The sequence below is a fragment of the Flavivirga eckloniae genome (assembly GCF_002886045.1).
GTDB classification, from domain to species: domain Bacteria; phylum Bacteroidota; class Bacteroidia; order Flavobacteriales; family Flavobacteriaceae; genus Flavivirga; species Flavivirga eckloniae.
The window spans coordinates 2,827,223-2,840,815 of sequence record NZ_CP025791.1 but is presented as its reverse complement, the minus strand read 5'-3'; the positions used below and the strand labels follow the sequence as shown (position 1 = coordinate 2,840,815).

Sequence of the window (13,593 nt, the reverse complement as noted above, 5' to 3'; positions counted from 1 at the left end):
AAGAAATTCTTTTATTTATTCAAATAAAGCCTTTAACTCAGTAGCATCATTTGGTTTTATTTTACCAGCTAATAATAAGCTTAATTGTTTACGGCGCAATGCGGCATCAAAACGTTCTTTTTCCAAGTCGGTTTCTGGAGTTATTTCGGGAATAGCTATTGGGCGTCCGGTTTCATCTACAGCCACAAAAGTGTAAATCGCTTCGTTTGCTTTTGTTTTATCACCAGACTCCCTGTCTTCTATCCAAACATCAATAAACACTTCCATAGAAGTTTTAAAAGCGCGAGACACTTTCGCCTCTACAGTTACAACACTGCCTAAAGGAACTGCCCTGTTAAAAGCAACGTGATTAACCGAAGCGGTTACCACGATACGTCTTGAGTGACGCCTTGCAGCGATACTTGCAGCACGATCCATTCTTGCCAGTAATTCACCACCAAATAAGTTGTTTAAAGGGTTGGTTTCACCAGGTAAAACCATGTCGGTGAGAATCGTTTTAGATTGTTCGGGTGTTTTTGCACGCATGATGTCTTTTTTAAAGATGCTGCAAAGGTACTATGCTTTTAAATATTAAAGAAGTAAAAAGAAGCGAATTACGATATAAACCTAATCCAATTTTTTAATCAATATCCAAGCATCTCTGTTGTGCGTATTTCTAATTTCACGAACGGCTTTAAGAGCATCTTGGCCATTTTCGTAGCTAGAATATACAACAAGATGCAATCCGAATTTATTAGTGCCTATTTTTCTGGCGTTATAACCTAAAGCTCTAAGTTGTTTAACTTTTAAATCGGAGTTTTCCTCAATTCGAAATGCATCGGCAACAATGTGATAACTACCTGTTTGTTTATCTACATTTAAAGTAATAGCAGGAAGCGGGTTTAAATTAAATGTTGCCTTTTGTATTTTGGTTTCTAATTGCTGCGTAGCTTCTTCTTGAGCTAATTGATTGTGCTGCTCCACTTTATTTATGTAATAATTAGAGCCAGCAAAACCAGCAAGTGTTAAGGCAATTAAACCAACAGCAGCATATTTTAAGTAAGGTCTTATGTTACGTTTTTCTGGAGTAACTATAATAGGAACTACCTTTTCGATGGTTTCTACTTTCTCTTTGTATGCCTCTCGGATTACCATAGGTTCTTTGTAAGTCTCTCTCGTTACCGGAGGTGATACATATTGTGATAAACCAAAGGAATCGGTTAGATAGTTAAGATGGTTCGAAGGTTCGAATAAAATTTTACCTTCGCTATTAAACGTAATCTCACCAATATTTTTAAATGAGAGCGTTTCTCCTTGAGTTAAATAAGATTTTAATACTCTAACGCGCTTTGCAATTTTTTTGGTGGCAACCTCAAAAGGGATTTTTTCAATATCGGCAATATAATTTGCCAGCAAGCCATCATTTTTTTGAATTTGCTCATTAAACGACACCATTTTTTTTGGTGGATAAAAAGCATTTGTACTTTCATGAATGGTTGCTGATGTACGTTGTGTTAAAAAAGCTCCAAACTCAGGAACCGTAACACACTCATATCTATATAGTAAATCGCTTATGTAGGTCTCTAATTGCATAAAAACAAAGTTAAAGAATTATACTTTCAAATAAAAGTTAGATGTAACTATTTATTAAATGTGTGAAAATTCTTTTATTGCAATCTCAAAATCAATAATATAGAATGACGGAAAATGATTTGCTTTATACACTCGCATTACAACATGTGCCTAATATTGGCGATATAACCGCCAAACGTCTTATTTCGAATTGTGGTTCGGCAGAGGCTGTTTTAAAGGAAAAGAAACAAAATCTTTTAAAAATTAATGGTATTGGGCATGTCGTTTTGAGTGATTTGTTTGAAGCGCATCATTTATTAGCTGCAGAAAAAGAGATTGACTTTATAAAATCGAACAAGATTAAAGTATCTTATTTTAAAGACGGGAGTTATCCGGAAAAATTAAAGCATTGTATCGATGGTCCTATTTTATTGTTTCAAATGGGTAATAATAACTTAAAACAGCAACATATTATTAGTATAGTAGGTGCCCGAAAGATAACCACTAACGGTATAGCATTTTGTGAAGATTTGGTGGAAACTTTAAAGCCTTATAATCCTATTATCATTTCTGGCTTTGCATACGGAACCGATATTACGGCACATAAAGCTGCTATTAAAAATAATTTGCAAACTATTGGCTGTTTGGCGCATGGACTGAATCAAGTTTACCCCAAAGTGCACGAAAAGTATAAGAATGATATATTGAAAAACGGAGGGTTTTTTACCGATTTTTGGAGCAGCGACAAATTCGAAAGAACAAACTTTTTAAAGCGAAATAGGGTTATTGCAGGTTTAAGCGAAGCGACCATTGTTATAGAATCTGCAGAGAAAGGCGGAAGTTTGGTAACTGCAGATATTGCTAATTCTTATAATAGAGATGTGTTTGCTGTTCCAGGAAGAACAACAGATAGCCAAAGTATAGGATGTAACAATTTAATAAAACACCAAAAGGCACATATGCTTACTACGCCTTTGGATGTGCCTTATATTTTAAATTGGGAATTAGAAGCAGATGAAAAACCAGCCGTACAGAAACGATTGTTTGTTGAATTGGATGCTACAGAGAAAACAGTTTATTCATACTTAAAGGAGAATAATAAGCAACAACTAGATATAATTGCTGTTAATTGCAATATGCCTACTTTTAAAATAGCTAGTGTATTGCTCACTATGGAGCTTAAAGGCGTAATAAGACCTTTACCCGGAAAATTGTTTGAGGTTGTCTAATTCCAGTTCGGATTGCAGAGCCAAATTAATAGCCAACTTTCTCTCTAACTCTTTTCAAAACATTGTCAGCCACTTTTGTTGCTTTCTCAGCACCTAAAGCTAAGGCTTTGTCAATCTCGTTAAGATTATTCATGTAGTAGTTGTAACGTTCGCGCTGTTCTGCAAATTTCTCAATAATCAATTCGAATAGAGCTTGTTTTGCATGGCCGTAACCATAACCGCCATTTTCATAATTAGCTTTCATGGCTTCAATTTGCTCATCGTTAGCCAACAGATTATAGATGGCAAAACAATTACAGGTTTTCCAATCTTTCGGATCTTCCAAGGGTGTGCTATCTGTTTGAATGGTCATGATTTGCTTGCGCAGTTTTTTATCACCCAAAAATATATTGATGATATTGTCTCTACTCTTGCTCATTTTTTCACCATCAGTTCCTGGAATGAGTTTAGTATTTTCCTGTATTTTACCCTCGGGTTGTACAAATGTATCTCCCATTTTAGCATGAAAACGAGAAGCTACATCGCGAGTCATTTCAATATGCTGTAGTTGATCTTTTCCAACAGGAATAATTTCTGCATCGTACAGCAAAATATCGGCAGCCATAAGCATTGGGTAGGTAAACAAGCCTGAATTTACATCTTCTAACCTATCTGCCTTGTCTTTAAAACTATGCGCCAATGTTAAACGTTGATAAGGAAAGAAACAACTTAAATACCAGGATAGCTCTGTAACTTGCGGAATATCACTTTGTCTGTAAAACACGGTTTTTTCTATATCCAAGCCAAAAGCTAACCACGTAGCGGCTGTAGAATATGTATTTGTACGCAATGTTTCTGCATCTTTTATTTGTGTTAAAGTATGCAGATTTGCGATAAATAGATATGAATCATTTTCAGGGTTGTTGGCCATCTCTATGGCCGGCATAATAGCCCCTAAAATATTTCCTAAATGTGGTGTTCCTGTACTTTGTATACCTGTTAGTATTCTTGCCATTATATTTTTTGGATAAAGCCACAAAGGTAATTTTTTTAATAGAATTGCTCAATACAATTATGTATTTTTGGATGCGATGATAGTTTTCAAATACATTTTTTGGGTATTATATCGTATCTGGTTTTATATCCTCGTTGGATTGCCTATACTTATTATGCTTCCAGTGCTTTTAATTTCTATTTCTAAAGAATCGTGGTATCCGTTTTTTTTTAAAATTGCGCGAGTTTGGGCTAAAATGATTTTAATAGGTATGGGGTTTGGTTATCGTATCGATAGAGAACAAATACCAGATAAGAATAAGAGCTATATGTTTATAGCTAACCATACTTCGATGGCAGATATTATGCTGATGTTGGCTTCTATTAAAAACCCGTTTGTATTTGTTGGGAAAAAAGAGCTTGCTAAAATTCCGCTTTTCGGCTTTTTTTACAAGCGTACTTGTATTTTAGTAGACAGAAGTTCTTCTAAAAGCAGAAAAGGTGTTTTTTTAAGAGCACAGCGGAGATTGCGATCTGGTTTAAGTATCTGTATTTTTCCAGAAGGTGGTGTGCCAGATGAACATATTGAATTAGATACTTTTAAAGATGGTGCATTTAGATTGGCAATAAACCACCAAATACCTATTGTACCTTTAACTTTTGCCGATAATAAGAAACGGTTTTCGTTTACATTTTTTAGCGGTAGTCCCGGAAGAATGCGTGTTAAGATTCATAAATTCTTATCTACAGAAAATTTAACGGTCGATGATACTAAACCTTTAAATAATATGGCACGAAACATTATCTTAAAACAACTACAAACCTTTAATAAATAAAAAACTGCTCTGGGGAAGAGCAGTTTTTTTTCGATATTGATTTTCGAGCTTAAAAGAGAATCAATATCCAGATCTAACCAAAAACCTAGAATTTAATGGCAAACCCTGAATAAACCCCTATAAAGAAGGGTTTAAAGTCGCCAGTTGTATTATTAAATGTGTTAATTTGATACTTAAACATGGGTTCTAAATTCAAATCTATCCTTTTAGATACTCGATACTTAAACCCTAGTCCAAAATTAGCACTGTAGCTTATTTTATTAATATTGTTTGCTTTGCCTAAGAGGGTTCTTTCGCCATTTTCCGATTCTGAAAATACCTTATGATTATTTAAGAAGAATGAGCTAAAACCTCCAATAACATTAACGCCTAATTTCTTGTTTAAAAGCGCATATTGAATTTCCAAAGGAACTTCTATATACCCTAAATCTTGATTGTAAGTTGATATGTCCGATAATGAGAATGATTCTGGAACATCATTAGGACTAAACCCTTGACCATCAACAAGCGAAAAACCATCATTCTCTAGTGGGCTACTACTAGTATTAGTGTTAATTGGGGTAACATTTTGTAGCTCACGTCTACTGGAGTTAACACCCACAGATTGATAAGCTACTACATTGTTAGTGTCGTAACCCAAATTAACCCTATTAATACCAGAGCGAATACTTACCTTTTCGTTAAGGGCATAACTGGCAGATATACCATAGCTCATGTTAACATCTCCGCTTTTGGAATTATTATTTAATTGCTGACCTAACGAAGAGCCTTTGCCTAAAGTATTAAAATAAACAGGCGCAGCATTTGGGGCGATACTCCACCTGTTTTTGTTTTCTTTTTCTTCAGCAATAATATCTTTATTTTTATCTATCGCCTCTTCTATAGTAAGACTGTTTTTTTCTTCCTTACTTGTATCGTTTTTTACAGTTTCTGTATTTTCAGTTTTTGCAATTACATGGTTGTTTTTAGAAGCGTTATTGATGACTTCTTTAGCTCGATTTTTGTCGATTAATGGCGTCTTATTGTGTTGGGGCACTTGATTGTTTTTTTCTGAATCTGAAGTTACCGCAGTACTATTCTTTATTGTATTTTGAAGTTCTTGAACATCTTTATTTTCTTCAGAATTGCTTGCTACAACAATATTGTTTTTTGATTTATTGAGTGTTTTATCGGCGCTGTTTTTTTCTTCAATATGCTCTGCAACAGCATTATTATTGCGTTTTGTATTTATTAATTTGTCGAGTGTATTCTGTTTTTTCTGGGTTGCTATATTCGTGGCGCCATTATTCTCATTGTTACTGTTTTCTGAGGCGGATGTTTCTGCTATTGGCGATGATTTTTGCGAAGAAACGATTTCGTAAGGAGTAGTGTGCTCTGTTTTATTTTGCGATGTGTTCGTATCTATAATGTCATCGTTCTTAGAATTGGCAACAGCATTTTTTGTGTTATTCGAATTATCGATAACAATGTTATCCTTAAGGTCTGTAGGTGCCGTTGCATCTTCTATATCAACTATTTGATTATTAGGAGGCGTATCTGTATTATTAAAATAAATACCGCCAATGGTTAGTGAAAGCAATAATAGTGCAGCTACACCAGCATAGCGCCACCAAATTGGGATAACACGACGCTTTTTCTTTTTCTGATTAAGCTGAGCTTCTATATTTTTCCATACGGCATCGTTAGGAGTAACTTCAAAATCTTTGAAACTTTCCTGAAACAATCTATCAATATGTTTTTTATCACTCATTTATAATGATTGTAAACTTTGCATTGTCTTGTACTTTTCAATAGTTTCCTTCAAACTCTGTCTAGCACGAGCCAAATTAGACTTTGAAGTTCCTATATTTATGTTTAGCATGTCTGCTATATCTTTATGTGAATAACCATCTAGTACGTACAGGTTAAAAACCAATCTATATCTGTCTGGTAATTCTTGAATAATTTGTAAAAGATAGTCGATAGATACTGTGTCTTCATCAACCTCTAATTCAACATCTTCAATTATATTTTCATTAACAATATCAAAAACCTTTTCACTTCTATACCGTTGCAATACAGTGTTTATAGTAACACGTTTTAACCAACCCTCAAACGAACCTTTATTTTTATACTGTTCAATTTTTTTAAAAATCGTTAAAAACGCGTCTTGAAGATTATCTTCGGCTTCAACACGGTTTCTAGAATACTTCAAGCACACAGAGAATAGTTTGCTCGAAAAGAGCTTATATAGTTCCCCTTGTGCCTTGGCATCTTCAATTTTACAATTTTCTATGATTTGGTCTAAACTCAAATCAAAACATGTATTTAATTAGTAACACTTAATTTTTTATTGTACTACAGGCACTTCAATTGTTAAATATTCACTTTTTCCCTCTGTGTCGTTTCCTTTCCAGAATTTAAAAATATAAGAATTGGTACTTATAACTTTAAAGGGAAAACTTGCTTTTACCAGTTTGTCTTCCAGAATTTGGCAGTCGTCACCTTCAAAAGCGTAGTTGATAGGGGCAACAATACGCTCATTGCCTTCAATTAAATAGTAAAACTCATTAAAAGAATGGCATGTAGAAGGTCTTAAATAATTTACTTCAATCGAATATATTTTCCCCAATTCAAATTCATCGGGGATCTCCACACTCTCTACAGGTACAAATACTTTGGTGAAATCTTCACCATCATCAATACTACAAGATGCAAAAATAACCAGCGCTACACAAAGAGCTAATAATCTTTTCATACATTTTTCTTTTTTTTAATACATGTTTACCATGTAGATACACATATTTATAAAAGGTTGCGTAATTAATGAGAAAATGTTGAATATTTTAGGGCTTTGGTGTGTTTTATCGGTTTAAACTCATTTTCATATCAAAAATAATACATTCATTATTCTGCTAGTGCTTTTTTGTTTCAGTATATCTCTAACGAAATAAACGTTTTTGAATTTATAGTTATTACATATTCAATAAAGTGAAAGGGTTAAAACTATTGTTGTTACAGGTTTTTTTAGACAAAATGTATTTAAAGAAAAAGCATCAAACATTGATGAAAAAATGCTTTTGGAGGTGATGGAGCAGACCAAATGAGTAAACAATCCGAAGTTTTTTAGATGGGATTTTTGTTGAAAAGAGTATCTTTTATAAAAGAGATAGTTTTAAAAAAAAGAGTGTCATTCAGAATGACTGAAGATTCTTCACTTCATTCTGAATGACACTCTTTTAAATACCCGTTTCTATTATTCGGATACGACTATTTTTCTAACCTTTCCTTCGAGCTCTTCCATAAGCTCTGGGTTATCCTTTATAAGTGCTTTTACGGCATCTCGGCCTTGACCAAGTTTAGTATCGTCGTAGCTAAACCAAGAGCCGCTCTTTTTTACAATTTCATGCTCCACAGCAAGATCCAGTATTTCACCAACTTTAGAAACACCTTCTCCATACATAATATCGAACTCTGCCATTTTAAAGGGAGGCGCTACTTTGTTTTTAACCACTTTTACACGGGTTTTATTACCTGCAACGCTGCCGTCTGTTTCTTTAATTTGAGTAGAACGTCTTATATCTAATCGAACAGAAGCATAGAACTTTAAAGCATTACCACCTGTAGTTGTTTCAGGATTACCGAACATAACACCAATTTTTTCACGCAATTGGTTAATAAATATAACGGTACAATTGGTCTTACTAATAGAAGCTGTTAGCTTTCTTAAGGCTTGAGACATTAAACGAGCATGTAGCCCCATTTTAGAGTCTCCCATTTCTCCTTCAATTTCACTTTTAGGAGTTAATGCAGCTACAGAATCGATCACAACAATGTCAATAGCTCCAGAACGAATTAAATTATCGGCAATTTCAAGAGCCTGCTCACCATTATCTGGTTGCGATATAATTAAGTTATCGATATCAATTCCAAGTTTTTCAGCATAAAATCTATCAAAAGCATGCTCGGCATCAATAAAAGCAGCTATGCCGCCAGTTTTTTGTGCTTCAGCTATAGCGTGTAACGTAAGTGTGGTTTTACCAGAAGATTCCGGACCATAAATTTCTATAATACGCCCACGTGGATAACCACCAACACCCAAAGCAATATCTAAACCTAAAGAACCTGATGGAATGGCTTCTACATCTTGTACAGCTGCATCGCTCATTTTCATTACTGTTCCTTTTCCGTAAGCTTTGTCTAATTTATCTAATGTAAGTTTAAGGGCTTTTAATTTAGCTTCTTTTTCGCTGCTCATCTATAAATTTTTTTCTGAAGTTATGTCTGCTAAAATACTACATCTTTTATCACAATACAATTTTATCACGCAACCTTTTTACACATTTTGCATCTAATAATTGTAGAGGAAAATTTTGCTATGAAGAAGAACTAAATGAAATTTTTCAAACAAACAACTTTAATTAACCTATTAGGTGTTTCAGTTACCGTTATTACAAATAGTAACTGTAAAGCCGATGGTGGCTAAGTACGTAGCATATTGTTAGAGAAATAAAAGTAATATTAACTACGGATTAGTCAAGAAAAAGCACTTTAGTATATATAAAGTGCTTTTTTTATTAGTGAAATTCATATTTAACTTATACATGACAAACCTCGTCTTCAGTAATTTAATTTCGCACTTCTGTTTAAAATTGTACTTTTGCACTTTAAAATAAAATATTCTTTAACCTTATAATTAGTATAGCATGCAACTGTACAATAAATTAAGCGGAAAAGAAAGAGCAGAATTAATCGATAAAGCAGGTAAAAATCGATTAACACTTTCTTTTTATCAATATGCCAAGATTGGCAATCCACAAATATTTAGAGATCATTTGTTTATTACTTGGAATGCATTAGATGTTCTAGGCAGAATATATGTTGCTCACGAAGGAATAAATGGTCAATTGTCGTTACCAGCAGATCGTTTTAATGAATTTAAAGCGCATTTGGATACAATTTCCTTTTTAAAAGATATCCGATTAAATGTAGCGATAGAGCAAGACAACAAATCGTTTTTAAAACTAAAAGTAAAAGTGCGTAACAAAATTGTTGCGGATGGTTTAAATGACGATACGTTCGATGTTACCAATAAAGGAATTCATGTAGGAGCAGAAGAGTTTAATAACCTTATTGAAGACGAAAAAACGGTATTGGTAGATATGCGCAACCATTATGAAAGTGAGATAGGTCATTTTAAAAATGCCGTAACACCAGATGTAGACACTTTTAGAGAGTCTTTAGATATTATTGAAGACGATTTAAAAGCACACAAGGAAGATAAAAAACTGGTGATGTACTGTACAGGAGGTATTCGTTGCGAGAAAGCAAGCGCGTATTTTAAGCATAAAGGATTTAAAAATGTATATCAGTTAGAAGGCGGTATTATTGAGTATACAAGACAAGTAAAAGAAGAAAACTTAGAAAATAAATTTTTAGGCCAAAACTTTGTATTTGACGATAGAAGGGCCGAACGCATCAGCGATGATGTTATAGCGAATTGTCACCAGTGCGGAAATCCATTCGATGTACATACAAACTGTGCTAACGAGGCTTGTCATTTACTGTTTATTCAATGCGATACTTGTAAAGAAGCTATGGAAAACTGTTGCTCTAACGAATGTATGGAAATAAATAGGTTGCCTTACGAAAAACAAAAAGAACTGCGTAAAGGACAAGGAAACAGTAACGATATTTTTAAAAAAGGAAGGTCTGAAGCCTTAAAGTATAAATAAGATGCAGCAAATAGAATTAATGGCTCCGGCAGGGAATTTTGAATCCCTTCAAGCAGCTTTAGATAATGGAGCAAACTCTATATATTTTGGTGTAGAGCAGTTAAATATGAGAGCCAGGGCGACTATAAATTTTACTTTAGATGATTTACCCGAAATTTCAAAGCGATGTAAAGCGAAAAATGTAAGAACGTATTTAACATTAAATACCATTATTTACGATCATGATCTATCTATCGTAAAAACACTTATAAATAAAGCAAAAGAAGCAGATATTACGGCTGTAATAGCTATGGATCAGGCAGTAATAGCTTCTGCTCGCGAGGTAGGGATGGAAGTGCATATTTCTACACAAATTAATATTACCAATGTAGAAACCGTTAAGTTTTATGCACTATTTGCAGATACCATGGTGTTGAGTAGAGAGTTAAGCTTACGCCAGGTAAAAAAAATAACCGAAGCCATTGAAAAAGAACAAATAAAAGGACCTTCGGGTAAACTTGTAGAAATTGAAGTATTTGGTCATGGCGCACTTTGCATGGCCGTTTCGGGGAAATGTTATATGAGTTTGCATTCCCAAAATTCATCGGCAAACAGAGGAGCATGTAAGCAGAATTGTAGAAAGAAGTATACCGTTATTGATCAGGAAACAGGTTTTGAAATGGAATTGGATAACGAATACATTATGTCTCCTAAAGATTTGTGTACCATAGATATTTTAGATGAGGTAGCAGAATCCGGAATTAAAGTATTGAAAATTGAAGGTAGAGGACGCGCTCCAGAATATGTAGCCAGAGTAATAAAATGTTACAGAGACGCTATTGACAGTCTTGAGAACAACACTTATAACAAAGAAAAAGTTGTTTCATGGATGCAGGAACTGGAAAAGGTTTACAATCGCGGATTTTGGAATGGCTATTATTTGGGACAGAAGTTAGGAGAATGGAGTAAAGGATCTGGGTCGCATGCCACACAAAAAAAGGTGTACATAGGCAAAGGGGTACATTTTTATACCAAGGCTAAAATTGGTGAGTTTAAAATTGATGCTTACGATGTTTCTATCGGAGATACCATTTTAATTACAGGACCAACAACAGGAGCACAAGAAATGGAAGTAAATGAAATGTTGGTAAACGATGAGAAGTTAACAATAGGTTCTAAGGGAGATACCGTTACCATACCATTGGATTTTAGAATAAGACCCTCGGATAAATTATATAAAATTGTTGAAAATAAAGTAGAGGCTTAATGGTTGTTATCACATTACAACGCAATAAATGTATAGGTTGCAATTACTGTGTGGAGTTGGCACCCAATCAATTTCAAATGTCTAAAAAAGATGGGAAATCTGTGCTTTTACATTCAAAAGATAAAAAAGGATTTTTTACCTTAAAGTCTAACGACGATGTTATTTTTGACGATTGTGATAAAGCTTCAAAAGCATGTCCAGTAAAGATAATTAGTGTAAAGAGTATTTAAAAAAATCCAAGCTTTTCATAGTAAACATAATAATCATATCTTTACATTTCAAATTAAATTATTAATCCCCTTCCGATAGCATTTTAGTTCTAATCGGAATCAATATATAAATATATGGCTTGCGCAAGTTGCTCAACTAAAGACGGCCAACCTAAAGGCTGCAAAAATAATGGTACTTGTGGTACAGATAGTTGTAATAAACTAACTGTTTTCGATTGGTTAGCAAATATGTCCTTACCTAATGGCGAAAAGCCTTATAACTGGATTGAGGTTCGTTATAAAAACGGAAGAAAAGAATATTACAAAAATATCCAGAACTTAACACTAAGTATTGGAGATATTGTAGCTACACAAGCAAAAGCTGGTCATGATATTGGTATGGTAACCCTTACGGGGGAATTGGTGCGTGTTCAAATGAAGCGTAAAAACATATCCGATAACGAAGAGGAAGCTTTAAAGATTTACCGAAAAGCAAGTCAAAAAGATATAGATATTTGGTCGTCTGCCCGCGATAAGGAGGAACCTATGAAGGTAAAGGCGCGTCAGTTTGCAATAGACTTAAATTTGGAAATGAAAATTTCCGATATCGAATTTCAGGGCGATGCCAGTAAAGCTACATTTTATTATACAGCCGAAGAACGTGTCGATTTTAGAGAGCTTATAAAAGTGTTTGCCCGCGAGTTTAGAACCCGAATAGAAATGAAACAAGTAGGGTTTCGCCAAGAGGCTTCAAGACTTGGAGGTATTGGGTCGTGCGGACGTGAGTTATGCTGCTCAACATGGTTAACAGATTTTCGCTCGGTAAGTACATCGGCGGCGAGGTATCAGCAACTATCACTAAATCCTCAAAAATTGGCAGGACAGTGTGGTAAATTAAAATGTTGTTTAAACTATGAGCTTGATACGTATCTAGATGCTTTAAAGAACTTCCCTAAAACAGATACAAAATTACAAACCGAAAAAGGCATAGCAGTATGTCAAAAAACAGATATTTTTAAAGGTCATCTGTGGTATGCCTATGAAGGCGAGTGGAACAATTGGCATAAAATAACGGCAGATCAAGCCAACGAAATAATTGATTTAAATAAGAAGAATCAAAAAATAGCAAGTATTGAAGAGTACGCTTCAGAATTAGTCGAAGATAATAAAGCCGAGTTTGAAAACGTTGTGGGACAAGACAGTTTAACACGTTTCGATAGTCCAAAGCCAAAGAATAAACGTAAAAATAATAGAAGGAAAAACAGTAAGAACAGTAAAAACAATAAGAATAGCAGAAACAATAGAAATAAAAGGAAACCACAAAACAGTAAAAATGCAGCAAAGTAAGGTATTATTATTTCTTTTAATTATCTCTCTAGTATTTATCTCCTGTGATTCTAATCGTGTTTTCGATACCTATAAATCGGTTCCTAACAAATGGCATAAAGATTCAGTAGTTAGTTTTAAGGTTGCACCTCCAGATTCTATAAATGCCTACAATTTGTTTGTTAACTTAAGAAACACAAATAGTTATAAATACAATAACTTGTTTTTAATTGTTGAGATGAATTTTCCACATGGAAAAACCATTAAAGATACGTTAGAGTATAGAATGGCAGACCCTAGCGGAAAACTTTTAGGCACGGGTCTTACAAGTGTTAAAGAAAATAAGCTTTGGTATAAAGAACGAGTTGTTTTTAAAGAAGCGGGAGACTACACAGTGAATATACAGCACGCCATGCGAGAAAACGGAAAAGTTAATGGCGTTATAGAACTTGAAGGGATTACAGATGTTGGTTTTAGAATTGAAAAACCGTTAAACAAATAAAAATTAAC

At 34.1% G+C, this 13,593-nt stretch carries 14 protein-coding genes; 7 read left to right on the top strand and 7 right to left on the bottom strand.

Annotation, left to right across the window (positions count from 1 at the left end; all coding sequences use genetic code 11):
- Positions 1-15: 15 nt before the first annotated feature.
- On the bottom strand, positions 16-525 hold the full coding sequence (locus C1H87_RS11700) for an acyl-CoA thioesterase (RefSeq protein WP_102755990.1): 510 nt from the start codon (positions 523-525) through the stop codon (positions 16-18).
- Between the two features lie 81 nt (positions 526-606).
- Positions 607-1,572: an HU domain-containing protein gene (locus C1H87_RS11695; protein WP_102755989.1), complete on the bottom strand. Its 966-nt coding sequence runs from the start codon at positions 1,570-1,572 to the stop codon at positions 607-609.
- Positions 1,573-1,676: 104 nt separating this feature from the next.
- Between C1H87_RS11695 and dprA the strand changes: the two genes are divergently transcribed.
- Positions 1,677-2,780, top strand: a complete 1,104-nt coding sequence (dprA, locus tag C1H87_RS11690; RefSeq protein ID WP_102755988.1) for a DNA-processing protein DprA — start codon at positions 1,677-1,679, stop codon at positions 2,778-2,780.
- A gap of 25 nt (positions 2,781-2,805) precedes the next feature.
- Here dprA and trpS read toward each other — a convergent pair whose 3' ends face one another.
- Positions 2,806-3,774: a tryptophan--tRNA ligase gene (gene trpS, locus C1H87_RS11685; protein ID WP_102755987.1), complete on the bottom strand. Its 969-nt coding sequence runs from the start codon at positions 3,772-3,774 to the stop codon at positions 2,806-2,808.
- Positions 3,775-3,850: 76 nt separating this feature from the next.
- Between trpS and C1H87_RS11680 the strand changes: the two genes are divergently transcribed.
- Positions 3,851-4,588 carry a lysophospholipid acyltransferase family protein gene (locus C1H87_RS11680; RefSeq protein WP_102755986.1) on the top strand — a complete coding sequence of 246 codons (738 nt, stop codon included), beginning with the start codon at positions 3,851-3,853 and terminating at the stop codon, positions 4,586-4,588.
- A gap of 85 nt (positions 4,589-4,673) precedes the next feature.
- Here the strand turns inward: C1H87_RS11680 and C1H87_RS11675 are convergent, their stop codons facing one another.
- From C1H87_RS11675 to recA, 4 genes are all read right to left on the bottom strand, one after another.
- Entirely contained in the window at positions 4,674-6,338 is a 1,665-nt protein-coding gene (locus tag C1H87_RS11675) for an outer membrane beta-barrel protein (RefSeq protein WP_102755985.1), read from the bottom strand.
- On the bottom strand, positions 6,339-6,881 hold the full coding sequence (locus tag C1H87_RS11670; RefSeq protein WP_102755984.1) for an RNA polymerase sigma factor: 543 nt from the start codon (positions 6,879-6,881) through the stop codon (positions 6,339-6,341). It abuts the gene before it with no gap.
- 36 nt (positions 6,882-6,917) lie between these two features.
- The gene (locus C1H87_RS11665; protein WP_102755983.1) at positions 6,918-7,325 is read right to left on the bottom strand and encodes a hypothetical protein; all 408 of its coding nucleotides are present in this window, start codon (positions 7,323-7,325) and stop codon (positions 6,918-6,920) included.
- Positions 7,326-7,823: 498 nt separating this feature from the next.
- Complete coding sequence (gene recA / locus C1H87_RS11660) at positions 7,824-8,825, bottom strand: recombinase RecA (protein ID WP_102755982.1); 1,002 nt, start codon at positions 8,823-8,825, stop codon at positions 7,824-7,826.
- Between the two features lie 448 nt (positions 8,826-9,273).
- Here recA and trhO point away from each other — a divergent pair, with 448 nt between their 5' ends.
- From trhO to C1H87_RS11635, 5 genes are all read left to right on the top strand, one after another.
- On the top strand, positions 9,274-10,302 hold the full coding sequence (trhO, locus tag C1H87_RS11655) for an oxygen-dependent tRNA uridine(34) hydroxylase TrhO (protein WP_102755981.1): 1,029 nt from the start codon (positions 9,274-9,276) through the stop codon (positions 10,300-10,302).
- Position 10,303: 1 nt separating this feature from the next.
- Entirely contained in the window at positions 10,304-11,548 is a 1,245-nt protein-coding gene (locus C1H87_RS11650; protein WP_102755980.1) for a peptidase U32 family protein, read from the top strand.
- Positions 11,548-11,778 (top strand): ferredoxin, encoded by a 231-nt coding sequence (locus C1H87_RS11645; RefSeq protein ID WP_102755979.1) that lies wholly within the window; start codon positions 11,548-11,550, stop codon positions 11,776-11,778. Before C1H87_RS11650 ends, C1H87_RS11645 begins: the two co-directional genes overlap by 1 nt.
- 114 nt (positions 11,779-11,892) lie before the next feature.
- Positions 11,893-13,104, top strand: a complete 1,212-nt coding sequence (locus C1H87_RS11640) for a PSP1 domain-containing protein (RefSeq protein ID WP_102755978.1) — start codon at positions 11,893-11,895, stop codon at positions 13,102-13,104.
- Positions 13,091-13,585 carry a gliding motility lipoprotein GldH gene (locus tag C1H87_RS11635; RefSeq protein ID WP_102755977.1) on the top strand — a complete coding sequence of 165 codons (495 nt, stop codon included), beginning with the start codon at positions 13,091-13,093 and terminating at the stop codon, positions 13,583-13,585. The genes C1H87_RS11640 and C1H87_RS11635 overlap by 14 nt, the downstream gene beginning before the upstream one ends.
- Positions 13,586-13,593: the final 8 nt, after the last annotated feature.